The 15,215-nt window shown below is 63.4% G+C and carries 15 protein-coding genes and 1 tRNA gene; 8 read left to right on the forward strand and 8 right to left on the reverse strand.

Annotated features, from left to right (window positions below):
- Positions 1–260: 260 nt before the first annotated feature.
- Positions 261–1,172, forward strand: a complete 912-nt coding sequence (locus ACN9M1_RS10435) for an amino acid ABC transporter substrate-binding protein (protein ID WP_426394136.1) — start codon at positions 261–263, stop codon at positions 1,170–1,172.
- Between the two features lie 61 nt (positions 1,173–1,233).
- Here ACN9M1_RS10435 and ACN9M1_RS10440 read toward each other — a convergent pair whose 3' ends face one another.
- Entirely contained in the window at positions 1,234–2,214 is a 981-nt protein-coding gene (locus tag ACN9M1_RS10440; RefSeq protein ID WP_426394138.1) for a Kdo hydroxylase family protein, read from the reverse strand.
- A gap of 130 nt (positions 2,215–2,344) precedes the next feature.
- Entirely contained in the window at positions 2,345–2,560 is a 216-nt protein-coding gene (locus ACN9M1_RS10445) for a hypothetical protein (protein WP_426394140.1), read from the reverse strand.
- A gap of 285 nt (positions 2,561–2,845) precedes the next feature.
- On the opposite strand from ACN9M1_RS10445, the gene ACN9M1_RS10450 reads away from it, so the two are divergent.
- Positions 2,846–2,920 (forward strand) — tRNA-Arg (locus ACN9M1_RS10450).
- Positions 2,921–3,045: 125 nt separating this feature from the next.
- Here the strand turns inward: ACN9M1_RS10450 and ACN9M1_RS10455 are convergent.
- Complete coding sequence (locus ACN9M1_RS10455) at positions 3,046–3,234, reverse strand: hypothetical protein (protein WP_009277350.1); 189 nt, start codon at positions 3,232–3,234, stop codon at positions 3,046–3,048.
- A 421-nt stretch (positions 3,235–3,655) separates the two neighbouring features.
- Between ACN9M1_RS10455 and ACN9M1_RS10460 the strand changes: the two genes are divergently transcribed.
- On the forward strand, positions 3,656–5,548 hold the full coding sequence (locus tag ACN9M1_RS10460) for a DEAD/DEAH box helicase (RefSeq protein ID WP_426394142.1): 1,893 nt from the start codon (positions 3,656–3,658) through the stop codon (positions 5,546–5,548).
- Positions 5,549–5,621: 73 nt separating this feature from the next.
- Here ACN9M1_RS10460 and ACN9M1_RS10465 read toward each other — a convergent pair whose 3' ends face one another.
- Positions 5,622–6,929: an SUMF1/EgtB/PvdO family nonheme iron enzyme gene (locus ACN9M1_RS10465; protein WP_426394143.1), complete on the reverse strand. Its 1,308-nt coding sequence runs from the start codon at positions 6,927–6,929 to the stop codon at positions 5,622–5,624.
- A 75-nt stretch (positions 6,930–7,004) separates the two neighbouring features.
- Positions 7,005–8,051 carry an L-histidine N(alpha)-methyltransferase gene (gene egtD / locus ACN9M1_RS10470; RefSeq protein WP_426394145.1) on the reverse strand — a complete coding sequence of 349 codons (1,047 nt, stop codon included), beginning with the start codon at positions 8,049–8,051 and terminating at the stop codon, positions 7,005–7,007.
- 515 nt (positions 8,052–8,566) lie between these two features.
- Here egtD and ACN9M1_RS10475 point away from each other — a divergent pair.
- Positions 8,567–9,268: a TerC family protein gene (locus ACN9M1_RS10475; protein ID WP_426394147.1), complete on the forward strand. Its 702-nt coding sequence runs from the start codon at positions 8,567–8,569 to the stop codon at positions 9,266–9,268.
- Here the strand turns inward: ACN9M1_RS10475 and ACN9M1_RS10480 are convergent.
- A complete protein-coding gene (locus ACN9M1_RS10480) occupies positions 9,265–10,263 on the reverse strand; it encodes a threonine dehydratase (protein WP_426394148.1) in 999 nt (332 codons plus the stop codon). The genes ACN9M1_RS10475 and ACN9M1_RS10480 overlap by 4 nt on opposite strands.
- A 214-nt stretch (positions 10,264–10,477) precedes the next feature.
- On the opposite strand from ACN9M1_RS10480, the gene ACN9M1_RS10485 reads away from it, so the two are divergent.
- Entirely contained in the window at positions 10,478–11,272 is a 795-nt protein-coding gene (locus tag ACN9M1_RS10485; RefSeq protein ID WP_426394149.1) for a thymidylate synthase, read from the forward strand.
- Between the two features lie 4 nt (positions 11,273–11,276).
- Positions 11,277–11,780, forward strand: a complete 504-nt coding sequence (locus tag ACN9M1_RS10490) for a dihydrofolate reductase (RefSeq protein WP_426394151.1) — start codon at positions 11,277–11,279, stop codon at positions 11,778–11,780.
- 64 nt (positions 11,781–11,844) lie between these two features.
- Here ACN9M1_RS10490 and pmbA read toward each other — a convergent pair whose 3' ends face one another.
- Entirely contained in the window at positions 11,845–13,218 is a 1,374-nt protein-coding gene (gene pmbA / locus ACN9M1_RS10495) for a metalloprotease PmbA (RefSeq protein WP_426394153.1), read from the reverse strand.
- Between the two features lie 81 nt (positions 13,219–13,299).
- Here pmbA and yjgA point away from each other — a divergent pair, with 81 nt between their 5' ends.
- Both yjgA and mog read left to right on the forward strand, forming a co-directional pair.
- On the forward strand, positions 13,300–13,917 hold the full coding sequence (gene yjgA / locus ACN9M1_RS10500) for a ribosome biogenesis factor YjgA (RefSeq protein ID WP_426394155.1): 618 nt from the start codon (positions 13,300–13,302) through the stop codon (positions 13,915–13,917).
- Positions 13,914–14,552: a molybdopterin adenylyltransferase gene (gene mog, locus ACN9M1_RS10505; protein ID WP_426394157.1), complete on the forward strand. Its 639-nt coding sequence runs from the start codon at positions 13,914–13,916 to the stop codon at positions 14,550–14,552. Before yjgA ends, mog begins: the two co-directional genes overlap by 4 nt.
- Here mog and orn read toward each other — a convergent pair.
- Positions 14,549–15,196, reverse strand: coding sequence for an oligoribonuclease (gene orn / locus ACN9M1_RS10510; RefSeq protein ID WP_426394159.1), 648 nt, complete (start codon positions 15,194–15,196; stop codon positions 14,549–14,551). The two genes, mog and orn, sit on opposite strands and share 4 nt — an antisense overlap.
- Positions 15,197–15,215: the final 19 nt, after the last annotated feature.

Below are 15,215 nucleotides of genomic sequence, written 5' to 3' on the forward strand. Positions count from 1 at the left end.
ATGGCGCACCGCGAGCGTGTCGAGCGTCCCCGCTGGCGAGCAGTTTTTACACACGATGTGCGCGCTGCGCACCATAACGGGGCGACCGTCTCAAGCTCGGCTTCTAGAGGGTTCAATCGGCCTTGCTGCCTGCTTACAACACTACAAAAGCGGGGCCAGCACGTTGCGCCATCGCGTCTTATCATGCGGCAGGCCCTCCGGCCATGAGCCGGGCATAACGATAAGGCGGGCCGCCATTTTTCTTTCCGGGGGATACAACCATGCTGTACTTCAAGCGCACGCTGCCTTGCGCCGCGCTGCTTTCTGTCTCGCTGTCCACGCTTGCGCCCAGCGCAGCACTGGCGTCTTCCACACCGGTGCTCGACCGCATCCGCGACACGGGCGTCATCCGCATCGCACACCGCGAAAGCTCCGTGCCCTTCTCGTTCTACGATGCCGACAAAAAACCCATCGGCTATGCCGTCGACCTGTGTCTGCGCGTGGTCGACAAGCTGCGCACGGAGTTGAAGCGGCCAGACCTCAAAGTGCAGTACGTCATGGTCACGTCGTCTTCGCGGATTCCGACCATCGCCGAGGGCAAGGCCGAACTCGAATGCGGCTCGACTACCAACACCCGCGAGCGCCGCGAAAAAGTGGCATTCACCATCCCGCACTACATCGCCGGCAGCCGGATGATCGTGAAAACGTCTTCGGGTATCCACAAGTGGGACGATTTGCGCGGCAAAACCGTGGTGTCCACCAAAGGCACCACCAATATCACCGAACTGCGCAAGGTGAACGATGCCCGCGTGCTGGGCATGAAGATTCTCGAAGCGAAAGACCACGCCGAAGCCCTTGCCATGGTTGAGAGCGGCAAAGCCGATGCCTTTGCAATGGACGACGTGCTGCTCTACGGCTTTCGCGCCAACGCCAGGAACCCGGGCGACTACGCCGTCGTTGGCGACATGCTGACGGTCGAGCCGTACGCGATCATGCTCAGCAAGGACGACACGGAGTTCAAGCGGCTTGTCGATCGCGCGATGACAAACGTTATCCTCGACTACGAAGCCGATAAGCTCTACAAGAAATGGTTCCAGCAGCCGATTCCGCCCAAGGGCGCAAAGCTCGACATTCCGATGAACTTCCTGCTGCGCGATTCGTTCAAGTATCCGAGCGACAAGGTCGCAGACTGAACGAAGCCGTGTGAGCCGTCCACGCCGCCATACCAGGAGGCGTTTTTTATGGATGCGCGTTTCAACGCTGCGACGGCAGCATCGGCTTGCCGAGCATGCGCGAAAGCACCGCTTCGGGCGAATGCGTGCGATCGGCAATCGCTACCGGGTCCAGATAGAAGGTCTGCTCCATCATCGCGCGGCCACGCATGGCTGCGTGCAATGCCTGGTCGCTGAAAACCACCCACGTTGCGCCAGGTGCAAACTCGAACATCTGCTGCGGGGCGCTTTGCTGATAGTGCAGATCGGCCTTGGCCAGATCATGCAATTGCAGCATGCGATGGTCATATTCCGAACGCGGGCGCTTGGTGATGCGCAGCTTGTGCATCAGCCACGACTGACCCGGCAGCATGCCGCGCGTCTTGGGCACAAAGCGTTGGGCAAAGTCCGCAAACGGCTCGCCAACGCGCCAGACACGCGAAGCATCCGAATCAACGTTGTGAAACACGCGCAACAGCCGCTGACCATGCAGCGGATTCGACGGAAATGCATCGACGTGCAAGCGCGTATCGTCCTTGCGCCAACTCACCGGGCGCCCGGCAATCTCTGCGGGGCGCAGGGAGGTGCCGGCGCGCTTGAGGTGCGGGCCGTAATCGGGAAATAGCGTCAGCACGAGACGCTCTGCCGCATCGGCATAACGGCGGATCAACGCTGCCAAGTCACGCAGATCGGCCGGCGCGCCGACAGCACCGCGCACCGACGTGTCATTGGCGCGCAGATTGATGTTCTTCGTTTTGCCGTCAGACCAGCGTGCGTCGAGAAAGCGCTGCTCGCGTGCATTGAGGGGAAAATCCAACGCCGGAAAATGCAGCACGTTGCCGCGCTCCAGCGCAGTGCGCATCGCAGCGGCTTCGTTGAGCGTCACGGCAGGCGCCCACTCACGCACCGGCCATGGCACGACCATGTCAATGGTCGGCGCTGTCACAGGCGCGGCTTCATCTGCCGCAAATGGCTCACGCGGTACAGGTTGGGTGGGCACAAACCCCGGTTGCAGACTGCTCATACACGAATCACGCACTGACTTAAATAATCGCGAATGATAGTGCGTTCACCATCTCAGTGCATCGCCGAAAGACACAACATTGCAGTGACAGACATGCCACCACGGCAATGCGCGGCGCGTATGCGCCGGGTTACAGGAAGTGCTTAACGACCTGCTCTTCCAAACCGACAAAGCGCACGAGCTGACGCGAGCCGTCGGGGAATTGTTTGATGACGTGGCCGTCAGGCGTGTCGGTGTGCCGAAAGTAGATGGGCCGGGCAACGGTGCCGTGCCGCTGCCTAGGGAGCACGCTCTCCAACGACGGCTCCACCGTCCACGGATCGTCCCGCTCTTCGGATGTCAGCATGTTCGTCGCTCAGGGAAGTCTGGATTGGGCGAGAAGCATAACTTCGGTGAACATTTGCGCAAAGTTCGTAATACTTAAATCTGTTTCTTTCGCCGATCGTTCGTTTTATTTAGCGTTTGCGCTGGAGAAACCAAGGGTCGAGCGTGGGACATTGCCCACAGAATCTGGGGCGTCATCGTCCTTTCATGCACAGGAGGTACCCCCGGGGTTGTCTGGTCTTGGTCGCGCAAATTGCGTAGAATCGCCGCTCGCTCGGGCGGCCTTGCGCGTCACTCGGGTAGGTCACTCGCCGTAGCACAATGGATAGTGCACGCGCCTCCTAAGCGTGAGATACAGGTTCGATTCCTGTCGGCGGGACCACACACAGGCAACAAAGCCAGGCAGATCGCCTGGCTTTTGTTTTTTGCGGCCGCAGAAACGACGAGGCCCGCCACCAGCGGGCGGGCCTATGGTTGCGGATGGCCCCGGGCCAGTCTGGGTCAACCCTAGGTCAACACCGGCAGCGCTTCGAGCAGGAGCAGCCCGATCAGCACCCCGATGATCGTCAGCAGCACGCGGATCCCTACCCGCGCACCTCGGATCACCAGTGGCGCGGACGCCAGTCCGATCACGCCCGCCACGCAGACGGCGAGCAACAGGTACAGGTTGGAGAAGGCCATCGGGAATTCCATCATCCGCCCCTTAGCGGCCGTAGGTGGCCGGTGTTTCGAGTATAGGCCGCGCATCCGATCCGGCAACCGTCGCAATATTCCTTTGACGCACTGCAAAAAATCGTGCTATAGTCCGCAACTTGGCTGCTTACTGCCCTGAGTGCATGCGCAGCCGATTGCCACTGTGCTTGGCATCGTCTCCGATCTCCCGCGTGGATTCACATCACGCCGAAGGGACCGCCGCCCCACCTCGCTGATCCATGTGACTCACATTCAGCTTGAGGCCGGCCCACTCCCCCGCCTGTCCGTTCTGCAGCCCGTCTGTCGAACCGGCCTTATCCGATTGGCGCCGACGCCCGTGATTAACCGGTCGCCGTATCCCATTTCCGCCGTTCGCATCCATTGATGCGGTTGGCGCGGCAGCCTTACTTAAAAGCTATTCGACATGACGCAGCCTCAAGACGGCAGCGGCGCTATTGCGCACGCTGAAACCACGATTACCCCGAATTCCGACAACCTCATCGCCGACGCCGCGACCCGTGCCAGCGCCTTTGCCGCGCTGGGCCTGGACGAACGCATCGTCCGCGCGCTGGGCGAAGTGAACTACACCAACCCGACGCCGGTGCAGGCGCAAGCCATTCCGGCCGCGCTGGCAGGCAGTGACCTGCTGGTCACGAGCCAAACCGGCTCGGGCAAGACCGCAGCCTTCATGCTGCCGGCCATCCAGCGCATCAGCGAGCAGCCCGAGCCGCAACGCCCGCGCATGGACGGTCCGCCGCAACGCATGAAGGGCCGCCGCCCCCGCCCGGCCCCGGCCAAGCCGTCGCTGCTGGTGCTCACGCCCACGCGTGAACTCGCCCTGCAGGTGACGACCGCCGCGTCGCAATATGGCCGCCATATGCGCCGTATCGTCTGCGCGAGCATCCTGGGCGGCATGCCCTACCCGAAGCAGCTCGACATGCTGGCACGCATGCCGGACATCATCATCGCCACGCCGGGCCGCCTGCTCGACCACATTGATTCGGGCCGCATCGACCTGTCGGCGCTGAACATGCTGGTGTTCGATGAAGCCGACCGCATGCTAGACATGGGTTTCGCTGACGACATCGAAGCCATCGTCGGTGCGACGCCCGCAACGCGTCAGATGCTGATGTTCTCGGCCACCATGGACCGCCGCATCGAACAACTGGCCGAGCGCATGATGCGCGACCCGCAACGTATCGAAATCGCTGCCGCCAAGATTGACCAGAGCAACATCGAAGAGCGCCTGCACTTCACCGACGACGTCTCGCACAAGCAGCAACTGCTCGACCACCTGCTGCGCGATGCATCGCTCAAGCAAGCGATCGTCTTCACGGCGACCAAGCGTGACGCCGACTCGCTGGCTGATCGCCTAACCGAGCACGGCTTCTCCGCTGGCGCGCTGCACGGCGACATGCACCAAGGCGCGCGCAACCGCACGCTGACGGCCCTGCGCCGCGGCCAGCTGCGCGTGCTGGTGGCCACCGATGTGGCCGCCCGCGGTATCGACGTGCCGGACATCACGCACGTGGTCAACTTCGACCTGCCCAAGCAAGCCGAAGACTATGTGCACCGTATCGGCCGTACGGGCCGTGCCGGCCGTAGCGGTATCGCCATCAACCTGGTGAACCACAACGACACGTTCCAATGGCGCCGCATCGAGCGCTTCGTGGATCGCCGCATCGACGCCTCCGTGGTGGAAGGCCTGGAGCCGAAGCGCTCGCCCAAGCCGCGCACCGGCGGCCCGCGTGCCGGTGGTGACCGTGGCGGCTACCGTGGAAACGGTGGCGGCAATGGCGGCGGCTACCGCGGCCAGCGCGAAGGTTACGGCGCACGCCAAGGCGGTAACGGTGGCAATGGCGGCAACAGCGAAGGCCGCTTCCAGCGCAGCTTCGGCGGCGACCGCGAAGGCTTCGCCCCGCGCCGCGATGACCGCAACGGCAACGGCGGCGGCTACCAAGGTGGCCAACGTGAATGGAGCCGCGACGACCGCGCCCCGCGTCAGTCGTACGGCCAGGGCCAGCAAAACCGTGGCGACTGGCAGCAGCGCCCGGCCCGCACGCAAGACGGCAACCGTGGCTACGGCAACAGCACCGGCGGCAACGGTGGCGGCTATGGCAACCGTGACGGCAACCGCGAGGGCTTCGGCAACCGCGAAGCCGCACCGCGTCGCTTTGGCGACAACAATGGTGGCAGCCGCTTTGGCAACGACAACGGCAATGGCGCCGCCCGCCGAAGCAACAGTAGCTATGGCAATCGCGACGGTAACCGCGACAGCTACGGCAGCAAGGGCCGTTCGCGCGACTTCGATCGTTGATCGACTGAACGCATCGCCCCAATAAAAAAGGTCCCTCCGGGGACCTTTTCTTTTGCCTGTGCCAAACGCGATCTCAAAGCGCACACGTTCGAAAGCCGACAAAAACATCATCGCGTTCCGGCAGCAGAAAGCCCCGAAAGCGAACGTGCCGTGCACGTTGCGGTGTGTGGGCAGCAGCGCCGCGCACCGACTGCATCGTCATGAAGTGCGGCACCGACAAGCGCGCCACGCGCCCATGAGGTGCCCCGGGCGTGAAATCGGGATAGGGCTTGAACGGCGACGCGGTCCACTCCCACACTTGGCCCCAATGAAAACCGGCGCGGCCCTGCACGGCCGCCAGTTCCCATTCGTCTTCGGTCGGCAGGCGCCGACCTGCCCAGCGGCACCATGCCTGCGCCTCGTACAGGCTGACGTGGCGCACGGGTTCATCGCGGTTGAGCGTGCGGGCCTCGCCGTAACGCAGCGCCTGCCATGTGCGCGTGGCCCCTTCGTCCAGACTACGCTGCCAGCCCAGCGGCGCAGACCGCTCCTGCATCATCAGCCACTCCATACCGGCTGGCGACCACCATTGCGGATGGTCGTAGCCACGGTCTTCGATGAACTCCAGGTATTGAGCGTTGGTGACGGGCTGCGCGTCGATCTCGAAGGCCGGCACGTACGTGCGATACGGCGGGCGCTCATTGTCGAAGAAGAAACCATCCGCATCCGGCCAGCCCATCTGGAAGCGGCCACCGGGCAGCGAGAGTGTCTGCGCGGCGGGAACCGCTACGGCAGCCAGTGGCGGTTGCCCTGCGGGCTGCAAGCCAAGCATCTGCAGCAAACCGTGGAGATGTTCGGCACGTAGGTCTTCATGAAAGACGGCCCAGCGGAACGGCTCCAGGGCTGCGTCATCATCGGTGCCGAGCGTGGCCAGCTTGCGCAGCACGCGGTCAAGCACGTCGTGCGCGTATTGCTTGATCAGCGCAATGCCGGGCAGCGTCAGCTCCCAGCAGGCGTCGGGCGGCATGCGGTCCATGTCGAAGAAGCTGTCTGCGCCATCGAGCGCGGCGGGCAGCGTGGCTTGCCAGCGCGGCACGGCCCACTCCGCGCCAGTGCCGTCTTCGATGGTTTCGTTCTTGACGCGGCGTGGCTCGCGCAGGCACCAGAACTCCGCAAACCAGGCAAGCTGCCCGAGCGTCCAGAGCGGTGGCGCGTGGTGTTCGACACGTTCGATCTGCCAACCGCGCTGCGTATCGCCAAACGCGGCGAGCAACGCCAGCGTGCGGTTGCGCGCGTCGACCAGGCTGTGTGCAATGCCCTGGCGTGGCAGGCGCCGGCCGTCGGTCCAGTCAGAAAGTGATCCGATAAAGGTCGGATCGGGGAGCATGAAGAATTCAGCCATCGCGGCACACCTCGGGCAGGGATCGGTTCATTATCGCACCGCCCCTCCCTGCCTCCGGATCATCGCGCTCGCGCGCTACCGGCCGACACTGGCATGGCAGACGGCAAAGTCGCCGCCCGCATCTGTCCAGGCGTGCAAGTCTTCGAAGCCGGCGTCAGCAAACAGCGCCTGCAGGCTTGGCAAGTCGTATTTGACGGAGTTCTCGGTGTGCAGGCGCTCGCCGGCGGCAAAGGCGCGAGTTCGTTTGCCCCAGCGCACCGTGACATCGCCCCGGGCTTCCAGATGCATCTCGATACGGTGAGCGTCGACGCGGTACAGCGCGACATGTCGCCAATCGCGCACGTCGAAGTTTGCCCCGAGCAGGCGATTCAGATTGCGCAGCACGTTGAGGTTGAACGCTGCCGTTACGCCAAGCGGGTCATCATATGCGGCTTCGAGCCGCCGGGCGTCCTTGATGAGATCGATGCCGATCAGCACGCTATCGCCCGGCGCGGACGCGTCATGAAGCCGAGAGAGAAAGGCCCGCGCCTCTTCCGGCGTGAAATTGCCCAGGCTCGAACCGGGGTAAAACCACACGCGTCGGCCATCACCCACCGCATCGGGCAACACCAGCGGTGCACACAGATCGGCCCCGATGCCCACCATCGGCAACTGCGGATGCTGGCGCGCCAATGCACGCAACGTATCGCGCAGGAAATCGGCCGAGATATCAATCGCCACGTAGCGCGATGGCGCGAGCGTACGGAACAAGCGCGCCGCCTTCTCACAATTACCGGCGCCCAGGTCGATAAGCGTGGCGCCGCGCCCGACACGCAAGGCAATTTCTGCGGCGTGCAGGCTGAAGATGGCAGCCTCGGTACGCGTCGGATAGTACTCAGGCAGATCGGTAATCGCTTCAAACAGGCGCGAGCCCAGCGCATCGTAGAAAAATTTGGGGCTCACGCTCGCAACAGGCCCGAGCAAGCCCGCCTCGGCCTCGGCACGCAGCGCCGCATCATCTTCGGTAAAGAGCTGGTAGAAGGTCAGCCCTGCGCCGACGGCGTCGACGGTCGGCTGCGGCTGGATCAACCTGGCCAGCGCGCGGCGGGCATAGGCATCGGCGGACGGCTTGGTGGCCTGCATGGTCTCTCCCCTGGGTGGAACGGCACGGTGTTGCATGGTCATGAGGGCCGCTGGCAGCGAGAAATGTGCCAAGGGGCTCCGCGCGTCCAGTGCACTGGACGGCACCGGCAAAATTGCAGCGTAGACGCCGCCTTGTGACAGCGCCACCGTTCTTTCACCCGAGAACGCGGCAACGTTGCATGTCGGCGAGCGTAAAAATCGGCACTGCCGCTGAAAAAAGCACGCAGATCGCTTTGCAACGCCGACGTCGCATTTTTGCAGCGCAACATGAATCTGTTGCGTTACAATACGGGCTTCCTCAAAGGGGAGTAGCTCGGGGGTTCTTCAGCCCCAGGCACGATCGTCAAGACGAGGCAAAAAATCGCCTCCGGTCGTGTCGGCTCAGCAGGTTCCCAACCTGTTTGTGTCGAGCAAGACCTTTGCAACCGGATTTCATGGTCTGCAAAGCGTCTCGCCCCAGCATTCCATGCAATTCGGTCAACCGGTTTTTATTGTTGTTTTGACCTGGAGCCACCATGGAATGGTTGTCTGACATTTTCACCATGCAGTTTGCGGCAGCGCTGGCATCGATCATCGTGATCGACCTTGTGCTGGCGGGCGATAACGCCATCCTCATCGCGCTGGCCGCGCGCAACCTGCCGCCCGAGCTGCAGAAGAAGGCCATCCTCTGGGGGGCAGCCGGCGCGATTGTCGTGCGTGCCTTGATGACGCTAGCGGTCGTATGGCTGCTGAAGATCCCCGGCCTGATGCTGGTGGGCGGTCTGGCGCTGGTGTGGATTGCCTGGAAGCTGCTGGCCGACGACGGCCAGGACGACGGCGAACACGGAGCCGGCAGCACCACGCTCATGGGCGCAATGAAAACCATCATCATCGCCGACGCTGTCATGGGCATCGACAACGTGCTCGCCATTGCCGGCGCCTCGCACGGCAGCTTCCTGCTGGTGGTGCTGGGTCTGCTGATCAGCGTGCCGGTTGTAGTGTGGGGCAGCGGCGTGGTGTTGCGCCTGATTGAACGCTTTCCCGTCATCATCTACGGCGGCGCTGCGGTGCTGGCTTACACGGCGGCACACATGATCGTGGCCGAGCCCGTCCTCAAGGCCTTCTTTGCTGAGCAGCAGCCGCTGAAGTGGGCCGTGTATGCCCTGGTATTCGTGGTGGTGCTGGGCGGCGGCTGGTTGGTGCAGCGTCGCCGCCAGGAGCAGGCACAGCAGGCCTAAGCCTGAAACGACTGACCGGCGAGAACCCGCGCTAGCAAGGCACGGTCGATGTTGCCGCCGGTCAGCGGCAAACCCACGCGCAAGCCGGCAATCCGCTCGCGCTGCTGCCATGCACCCGCCAGGGCCGCGGCAGCAGCGCCTTCCGCCACGTTGTGCGTGGTCGAAAAATACAAGCGGATGGCTTCCGCGACCTCATCGTCTGTCACCGCGACAATCTCATCGACGCCGGCACGGATCACCTCCAGTGCCTCCGCATCCGGCGTACGGCAAGCCAGCCCATCGGCCAACAGCGTCGACACGGGCGCCGACACCACAGCGCCACTCGCGAACGCGAGTTCATAGCATCGTGCGTGCGCTGACACGACACCAACAATCTGCGTCGACAACCCCAACGCATCGCGCACCTGCACGGCTGCGCTGATACCCGAGCCCATGCCGATCGGCACGTAGACCACGTCCAGCGGCGTCGCTTCAAAAAACTCCAGCCAGTAGCTCGCCACCCCGGCAACCAGGTCCTCGTGGTACGAGGGCACAAAGTGCAAGCCACGGTCGGCGGCCAATTGTTCGGCCAATTCACGGCTTGCCTGGAAATCGTTGCCCGCTTCGATCAGTTCGGCGCCGAGCGCCCGCATGGCGGCGTTCTTTTCCGTGCTGTTGCCGTGTGGCACGACGATCGTGGCCGTCATGCCGCACCGGCGTGCCGCCAAGGCGATCGACTGACCATGGTTGCCGCGTGTCGCTGCAATCACACCGGACAGCAGCGGTTCACGGCGACGCAGCGCGTGCAGATAGGTCAGACCGCCACGCATCTTGAAGGCGCCCACTTCGGTGTGATTCTCGTGCTTCACCCACACTGACGCGGCCAGCGCCCGCGAGAGCAGTGGCCAATCGTACTGCGGTGTGGGAGCCACCACCGCATGAACGACCTCAGCGGCCGCGCGCAGACGGCGCAATTCGGCAGCGCGGTCGAGTGAAACGGGGTGGGTAGACAGCATGACGGTCTCCAGCAGACAGTGAGAAGTAATGGCCTCATCTTGCCCGCCTGCGATGCCTCGGAACATCGACAATTCGGCAGTCCGTCACCCCAACTGGGCTGCCCGTTCGACCAGGCCAGTTTCCGGACACTGCCGGTACAGTCGGGGCCGCGCCGGCCAAGTTACAATGCGGCTCAATCTTTTTTAGATCGTCGTTAGACGCCGCCGAGCCGCAATGCAGCCCTATCTCGACCTGATGCGCCATGTCTACGAACATGGCACCGACAAAGCCGACCGCACCGGCACCGGCACGCGCTCCGTGTTCGGCCACCAGATGCGCTTCAACCTGCAGGAGGGCTTTCCGCTGGTGACGACCAAGAAGGTCCACATCAAGTCCATCGTCTATGAACTGCTGTGGTTCCTCCAGGGCTCGACCAACGTGCGCTGGCTGCAGGACAACGGCGTGACCATCTGGGACGAATGGGCCGATGCCGACGGCGAACTGGGCCCGGTTTACGGGTCCCAATGGCGCTCCTGGCCGACGCCCAACGGCGAACACATCGACCAGATTGCCGAACTCATCGCGCAGATCAAGCGCGACCCCGATTCACGCCGGCTGATCGTCTCGGCCTGGAACGTGGCCGACATCCCGCGCATGAAGCTGCCACCCTGCCACGCGTTCTTCCAGTTCTACGTGGCTGACGGCAAGCTGTCGTGCCAGCTCTACCAGCGCAGCGCCGACATCTTCCTCGGTGTGCCGTTCAACATCGCCAGCTACGCGCTGCTCGTACATATGGTGGCGCAGCAGACCGGCCTGGATGTGGGCGACTTCGTCTGGACCGGCGGCGACTGCCATCTCTACAACAACCACTTCGAACAGGTGGAGACGCAACTCGCACGCGAACCGCTACCGCTGCCGAAGCTGCTCATCAAGCGCAAGCCGGAGAGCATCTTCGACTACCAGTACGAAGACTTCGAGATCGTCGGCTACCAGAGCCACGCTGCGATCAAAGCACCGGTGGCCGTATAAACGTATGACGATCCTCACGCTTATCGTCGCCCGCGCCCGCAACGGCGTGATCGGCCGCGACAACACGCTGCCCTGGCGCCTGCCCGAAGACCTCGCACACTTCAAGCGCACCACCATGGGCGCGCCCATCGTGATGGGGCGCAAGACGTACGATTCGATCGGCCGACCGCTGCCGGGCCGCCGCAACATCGTCGTCACGCGTAATGCCAAGCTGGAACTGCCGGGCTGCGAGATCGCGTATTCGCTGGAAGATGCGCAACGCCTGTGTGTCGGTGTTGAGCAGATCTTCCTGATCGGTGGCGCACAGTTGTATGCGGATGCCTTGCCGAGTGCGGATCGCCTGATCGTCACCGAGATCGACGCGGATTTCGAGGGCGATGCGCACTTCCCGGAGTTGGATCCGAAGGTCTGGCACGAAGTCGCGCGCGAGACGCATCATGCGGCCGCGCCCAACGATTTCGACTACGCCTTCGTCACGTATGAACGTCCGCCTTCGGACGAGCAGTAACCCACCGCAGGCAACAAAAAACGCGCTCAGTTTCGAGCGCGTTTTTCATTTCGGCTGCGGCAGTTTATTCGCCGGCAATCGTCATCTGCTCGATCAGGATCGAGCCGGTTTCCTTCGTACCGCGCACCAGCGCATCCGCGCCAATGGCCACGATCTGGCGGAACATGTCGCGCAGGTTCCCGGCGATGGTGATCTCCTCCACCGGATACTGGATCACGCCGTTCTCGACCCAGTAGCCCGACGCGCCGCGCGAATAGTCGCCCGTCACGTAGTTCACGCCCTGGCCCATCAGTTCGGTCACCAGCAGGCCCGTGCCCATACGGCGCAGCATGCCGGCGAAGTCGTCTTCCGGCTTCGTCTTGTCGGAGAACAGCGTCAGATTGTGCGAGCCACCCGCGTTACCGGTGGTCTGCATGCCGAGCTTGCGTGCGGAATACGTCGACAGGAAGTAGCCCTCGACCACGCCGTTCTTCACCACATCGCGGCGCTGCGTACGCACGCCTTCTTCGTCGAACGGCGCGCTGCCCATGCCGCCCGGAACGTGCGGATCTTCCTTGATCTGCACGTGCGGCGCGAACACTTCCTTGCCCAGCGTATCGAGCAGGAACGTCGACTTGCGATACAGCGCACCACCCGACACCGCTTGCACGAACGCACCCAGCAAGCCTGCCGCCAGCGGCGCCTCGAACAGCACCGGGCACTTGCGCGTGGTCAGGCGCCGTGCACCCAGACGTGCCAGCGCACGTTCCGCTGCGTACTTGCCGATGGCCTCCGGCGCGGCCAAATCCTTGGGCGAACGCTTGGACGAATACCAGTCGTCGCGCTGCATATGCGCGCCCGACCCAGCAATCGGCGCGGCCGAAATGAAGTGCCGGGAATACGGATAGCCGCCCATGAACCCGCGGGACGTGGCCAGGACGAAATGCGAATGCTGGGCGGAAATGCTCGAGCCATCGCTGTTGCGAATCTTCGGGCTCACGGCAAAGGCGGCGGCTTCTGCGGCGCGGGCGATTTCGACAGCCTCCTCGGCATCGATCATCCACGGGTGATAGAGCTGCATGTCACGCGGATGCTTCTCCAGCAGTTCTTCTTCGGCCAGGCCGGCAGCGTCGTCATCGGCCGTAAAACGGGCGATGTTGTATGCGGCCTCAACCGTGGAGCGCAATGCCGCCGGCGAGAAATCCGACGTGCTGGCGTTGCCGCGTTTCTTGCCCAGCATGACCGTCACGCCGACGATCTTGTCGCGGTTCTGCTCGATGGTCTCGATCTCGCCCTTGCGCACCGTGACCGACAGGCCCTGGCCTTCGGAGATTTCCGTCGCGGCGTCGGTAGCGCCGAGTTCGCGTGCAATGCGCAACACATCGGTGGCCATCTCTTCGAGCTGTTCGCGGCGGTAGGCAAACACGGGGGCAGTCTTGGAATCGAGCGTTTGAGACATAGGCGAGGAAGGGGGAAAACGGGCCGCGATTTTGGCACAAGTGGGCGGAAGCGCCCATCATAGCAAGATACAATGCGCGCCATGAGCCGAGCATCCCGACACAACCCAACGTATCTGCAACCCGTCGTGCGCCTGGACATTGGCGACGAGGACGATCCGGATACGCCCAAGAGCAAATCGCAGCGCAAGCGCGAGGTCAACGCCCTGCAAGACCTGGGCACCGCCCTGGAAGCGCTGCCCAAGGACAAACTCGCCAAGGTACCGCTGCCCGAAAAGCTGGTGGACGCCCTGCGCGAAGCCAAGCGCACCACTGCCCACGAAGGCAAGCGCCGCCAGATGCAGTACATCGGCAAGCTGATGCGCGCCCTGACCGACGAAGAAGTCGAAGCCATCCGCCGCGTACTGGCCACCTTCGTTGGCGCCTCCAAGGCCGAAACGGCGCGCCTGCACGCCATCGAGCGCTGGCGCGACCGCCTGATCGCAAGTGACGACGCCATCACCGAGTTCATCGCCGCCCACCCGGACACCGACGTGCAGGCCCTGCGCACGCTGGTGCGCAACGCGCGCAAGGAAGCACAGCTCGCCAAGCCGCCCAAGTCGTCGCGCGAAATTTTCCAGATGGTTAAACACGCCCTGGAAGGCAACGACCGTGAGGACGACGACGCCGACCAACCCGAAGCCGAAGACGACGAAGCATGACCGCCTCCGCTCCACTCACCCGCCGCCACGCTGACGAGCTGATCGTCGGCTTTGTGTCGATTTCGGACCGCGCCTCGGCAGGGACGTATCAGGATGAAGGGATTCCGGCGCTGCGCGACTGGTTTGGCGCCGCGCTGTCGTCGCCGTGGCAAGGGGTGGAACGGCTGATTCCAGATGACCAGGCAACGATTGCCGAAACGCTGATCGACCTGGTCGACCATGCTGGCTGCGATCTGGTGCTCACCACAGGTGGCACCGGCCCGACCCGCCGTGACGTGACACCCGAAGCCACGCTGGCGGTCGCCACCAAGGAAATGCCCGGCTTCGGCGAGCAGATGCGCCAAATCAGCCTGCATTTCGTACCGACAGCGATCTTGTCGCGTCAGGTGGCGGTGATCCGTGAAACACCGTCACGGGCGGCGCTGATCATCAACCTGCCGGGCCAACCGCGTGCCATCAAGGAAACGCTGGAAGGCCTGAAGGATGTGGAAGGCCGCGCCACGGTGCCGGGCATCTTTGCAGCCGTGCCCTACTGCATCGACCTGATCGGCGGCCCGTATGTCGAAACAAACGACAGCGTGGTCAAAGTCTGGCGGCCCAAGCACGCTGTCCGTGCCAAGCCGTTGCAGGCTTAGGGAGCGACCGAGGAGGCCAATGCTTCGGCCTCCGGTGCCTGCCGCTCGTCGCGGATGAAGTGCTCGCGGTAGTAACGCAGCTCTTCGATGGACTCGATGATGTCCGCATGGGCGGTGTGCCGCTGGTGCTTGGTAAAGCCCTTGGCAATCGCCGGCTGCCAGCGCTTGCACAGCTCCTTGAGCGTGGAGACGTCCAGGTTGCGGTAGTGGAAATACTCCTCCAGCTTGGGCATGTAGCGCGCCATGAAGCGGCGGTCCTGGCAAATGGAGTTGCCGCACATCGGCGACTTGCTCTTCGGCACCCACTTCTTGAGGAAGGCCAGCAGTTCCGCTTCGGCTTCGGCTTCCGTGGTGGTCGACGCCTTGACCTTGTCGATCAGCCCCGAGCGGCCATGCGTGCCCTTGTTCCAGGCATCCATGCCGTCCAGCAGTTCGTCGGACTGATGGATCACCAGCACGGGGCCTTCCGCCACGATGTTCAGCTCCGAATCCGTCACCACCACGGCCACTTCGATGATGCGATCGTTCTCGGGGCTCAAGCCGGTCATCTCCATGTCGAGCCAGACCAGGTTGTTATCGCTCTTGGCGGCAACACGGCTGGGGGTCGCGGACGATGCGGCTGGCTGGGGTGCAGAAGTACTCACGGAATGCCTTGAGAAAATG

Origin of the sequence: Ralstonia sp. R-29 (assembly GCF_049913345.1) — a bacterium.
GTDB lineage: Bacteria > Pseudomonadota > Gammaproteobacteria > Burkholderiales > Burkholderiaceae > Ralstonia.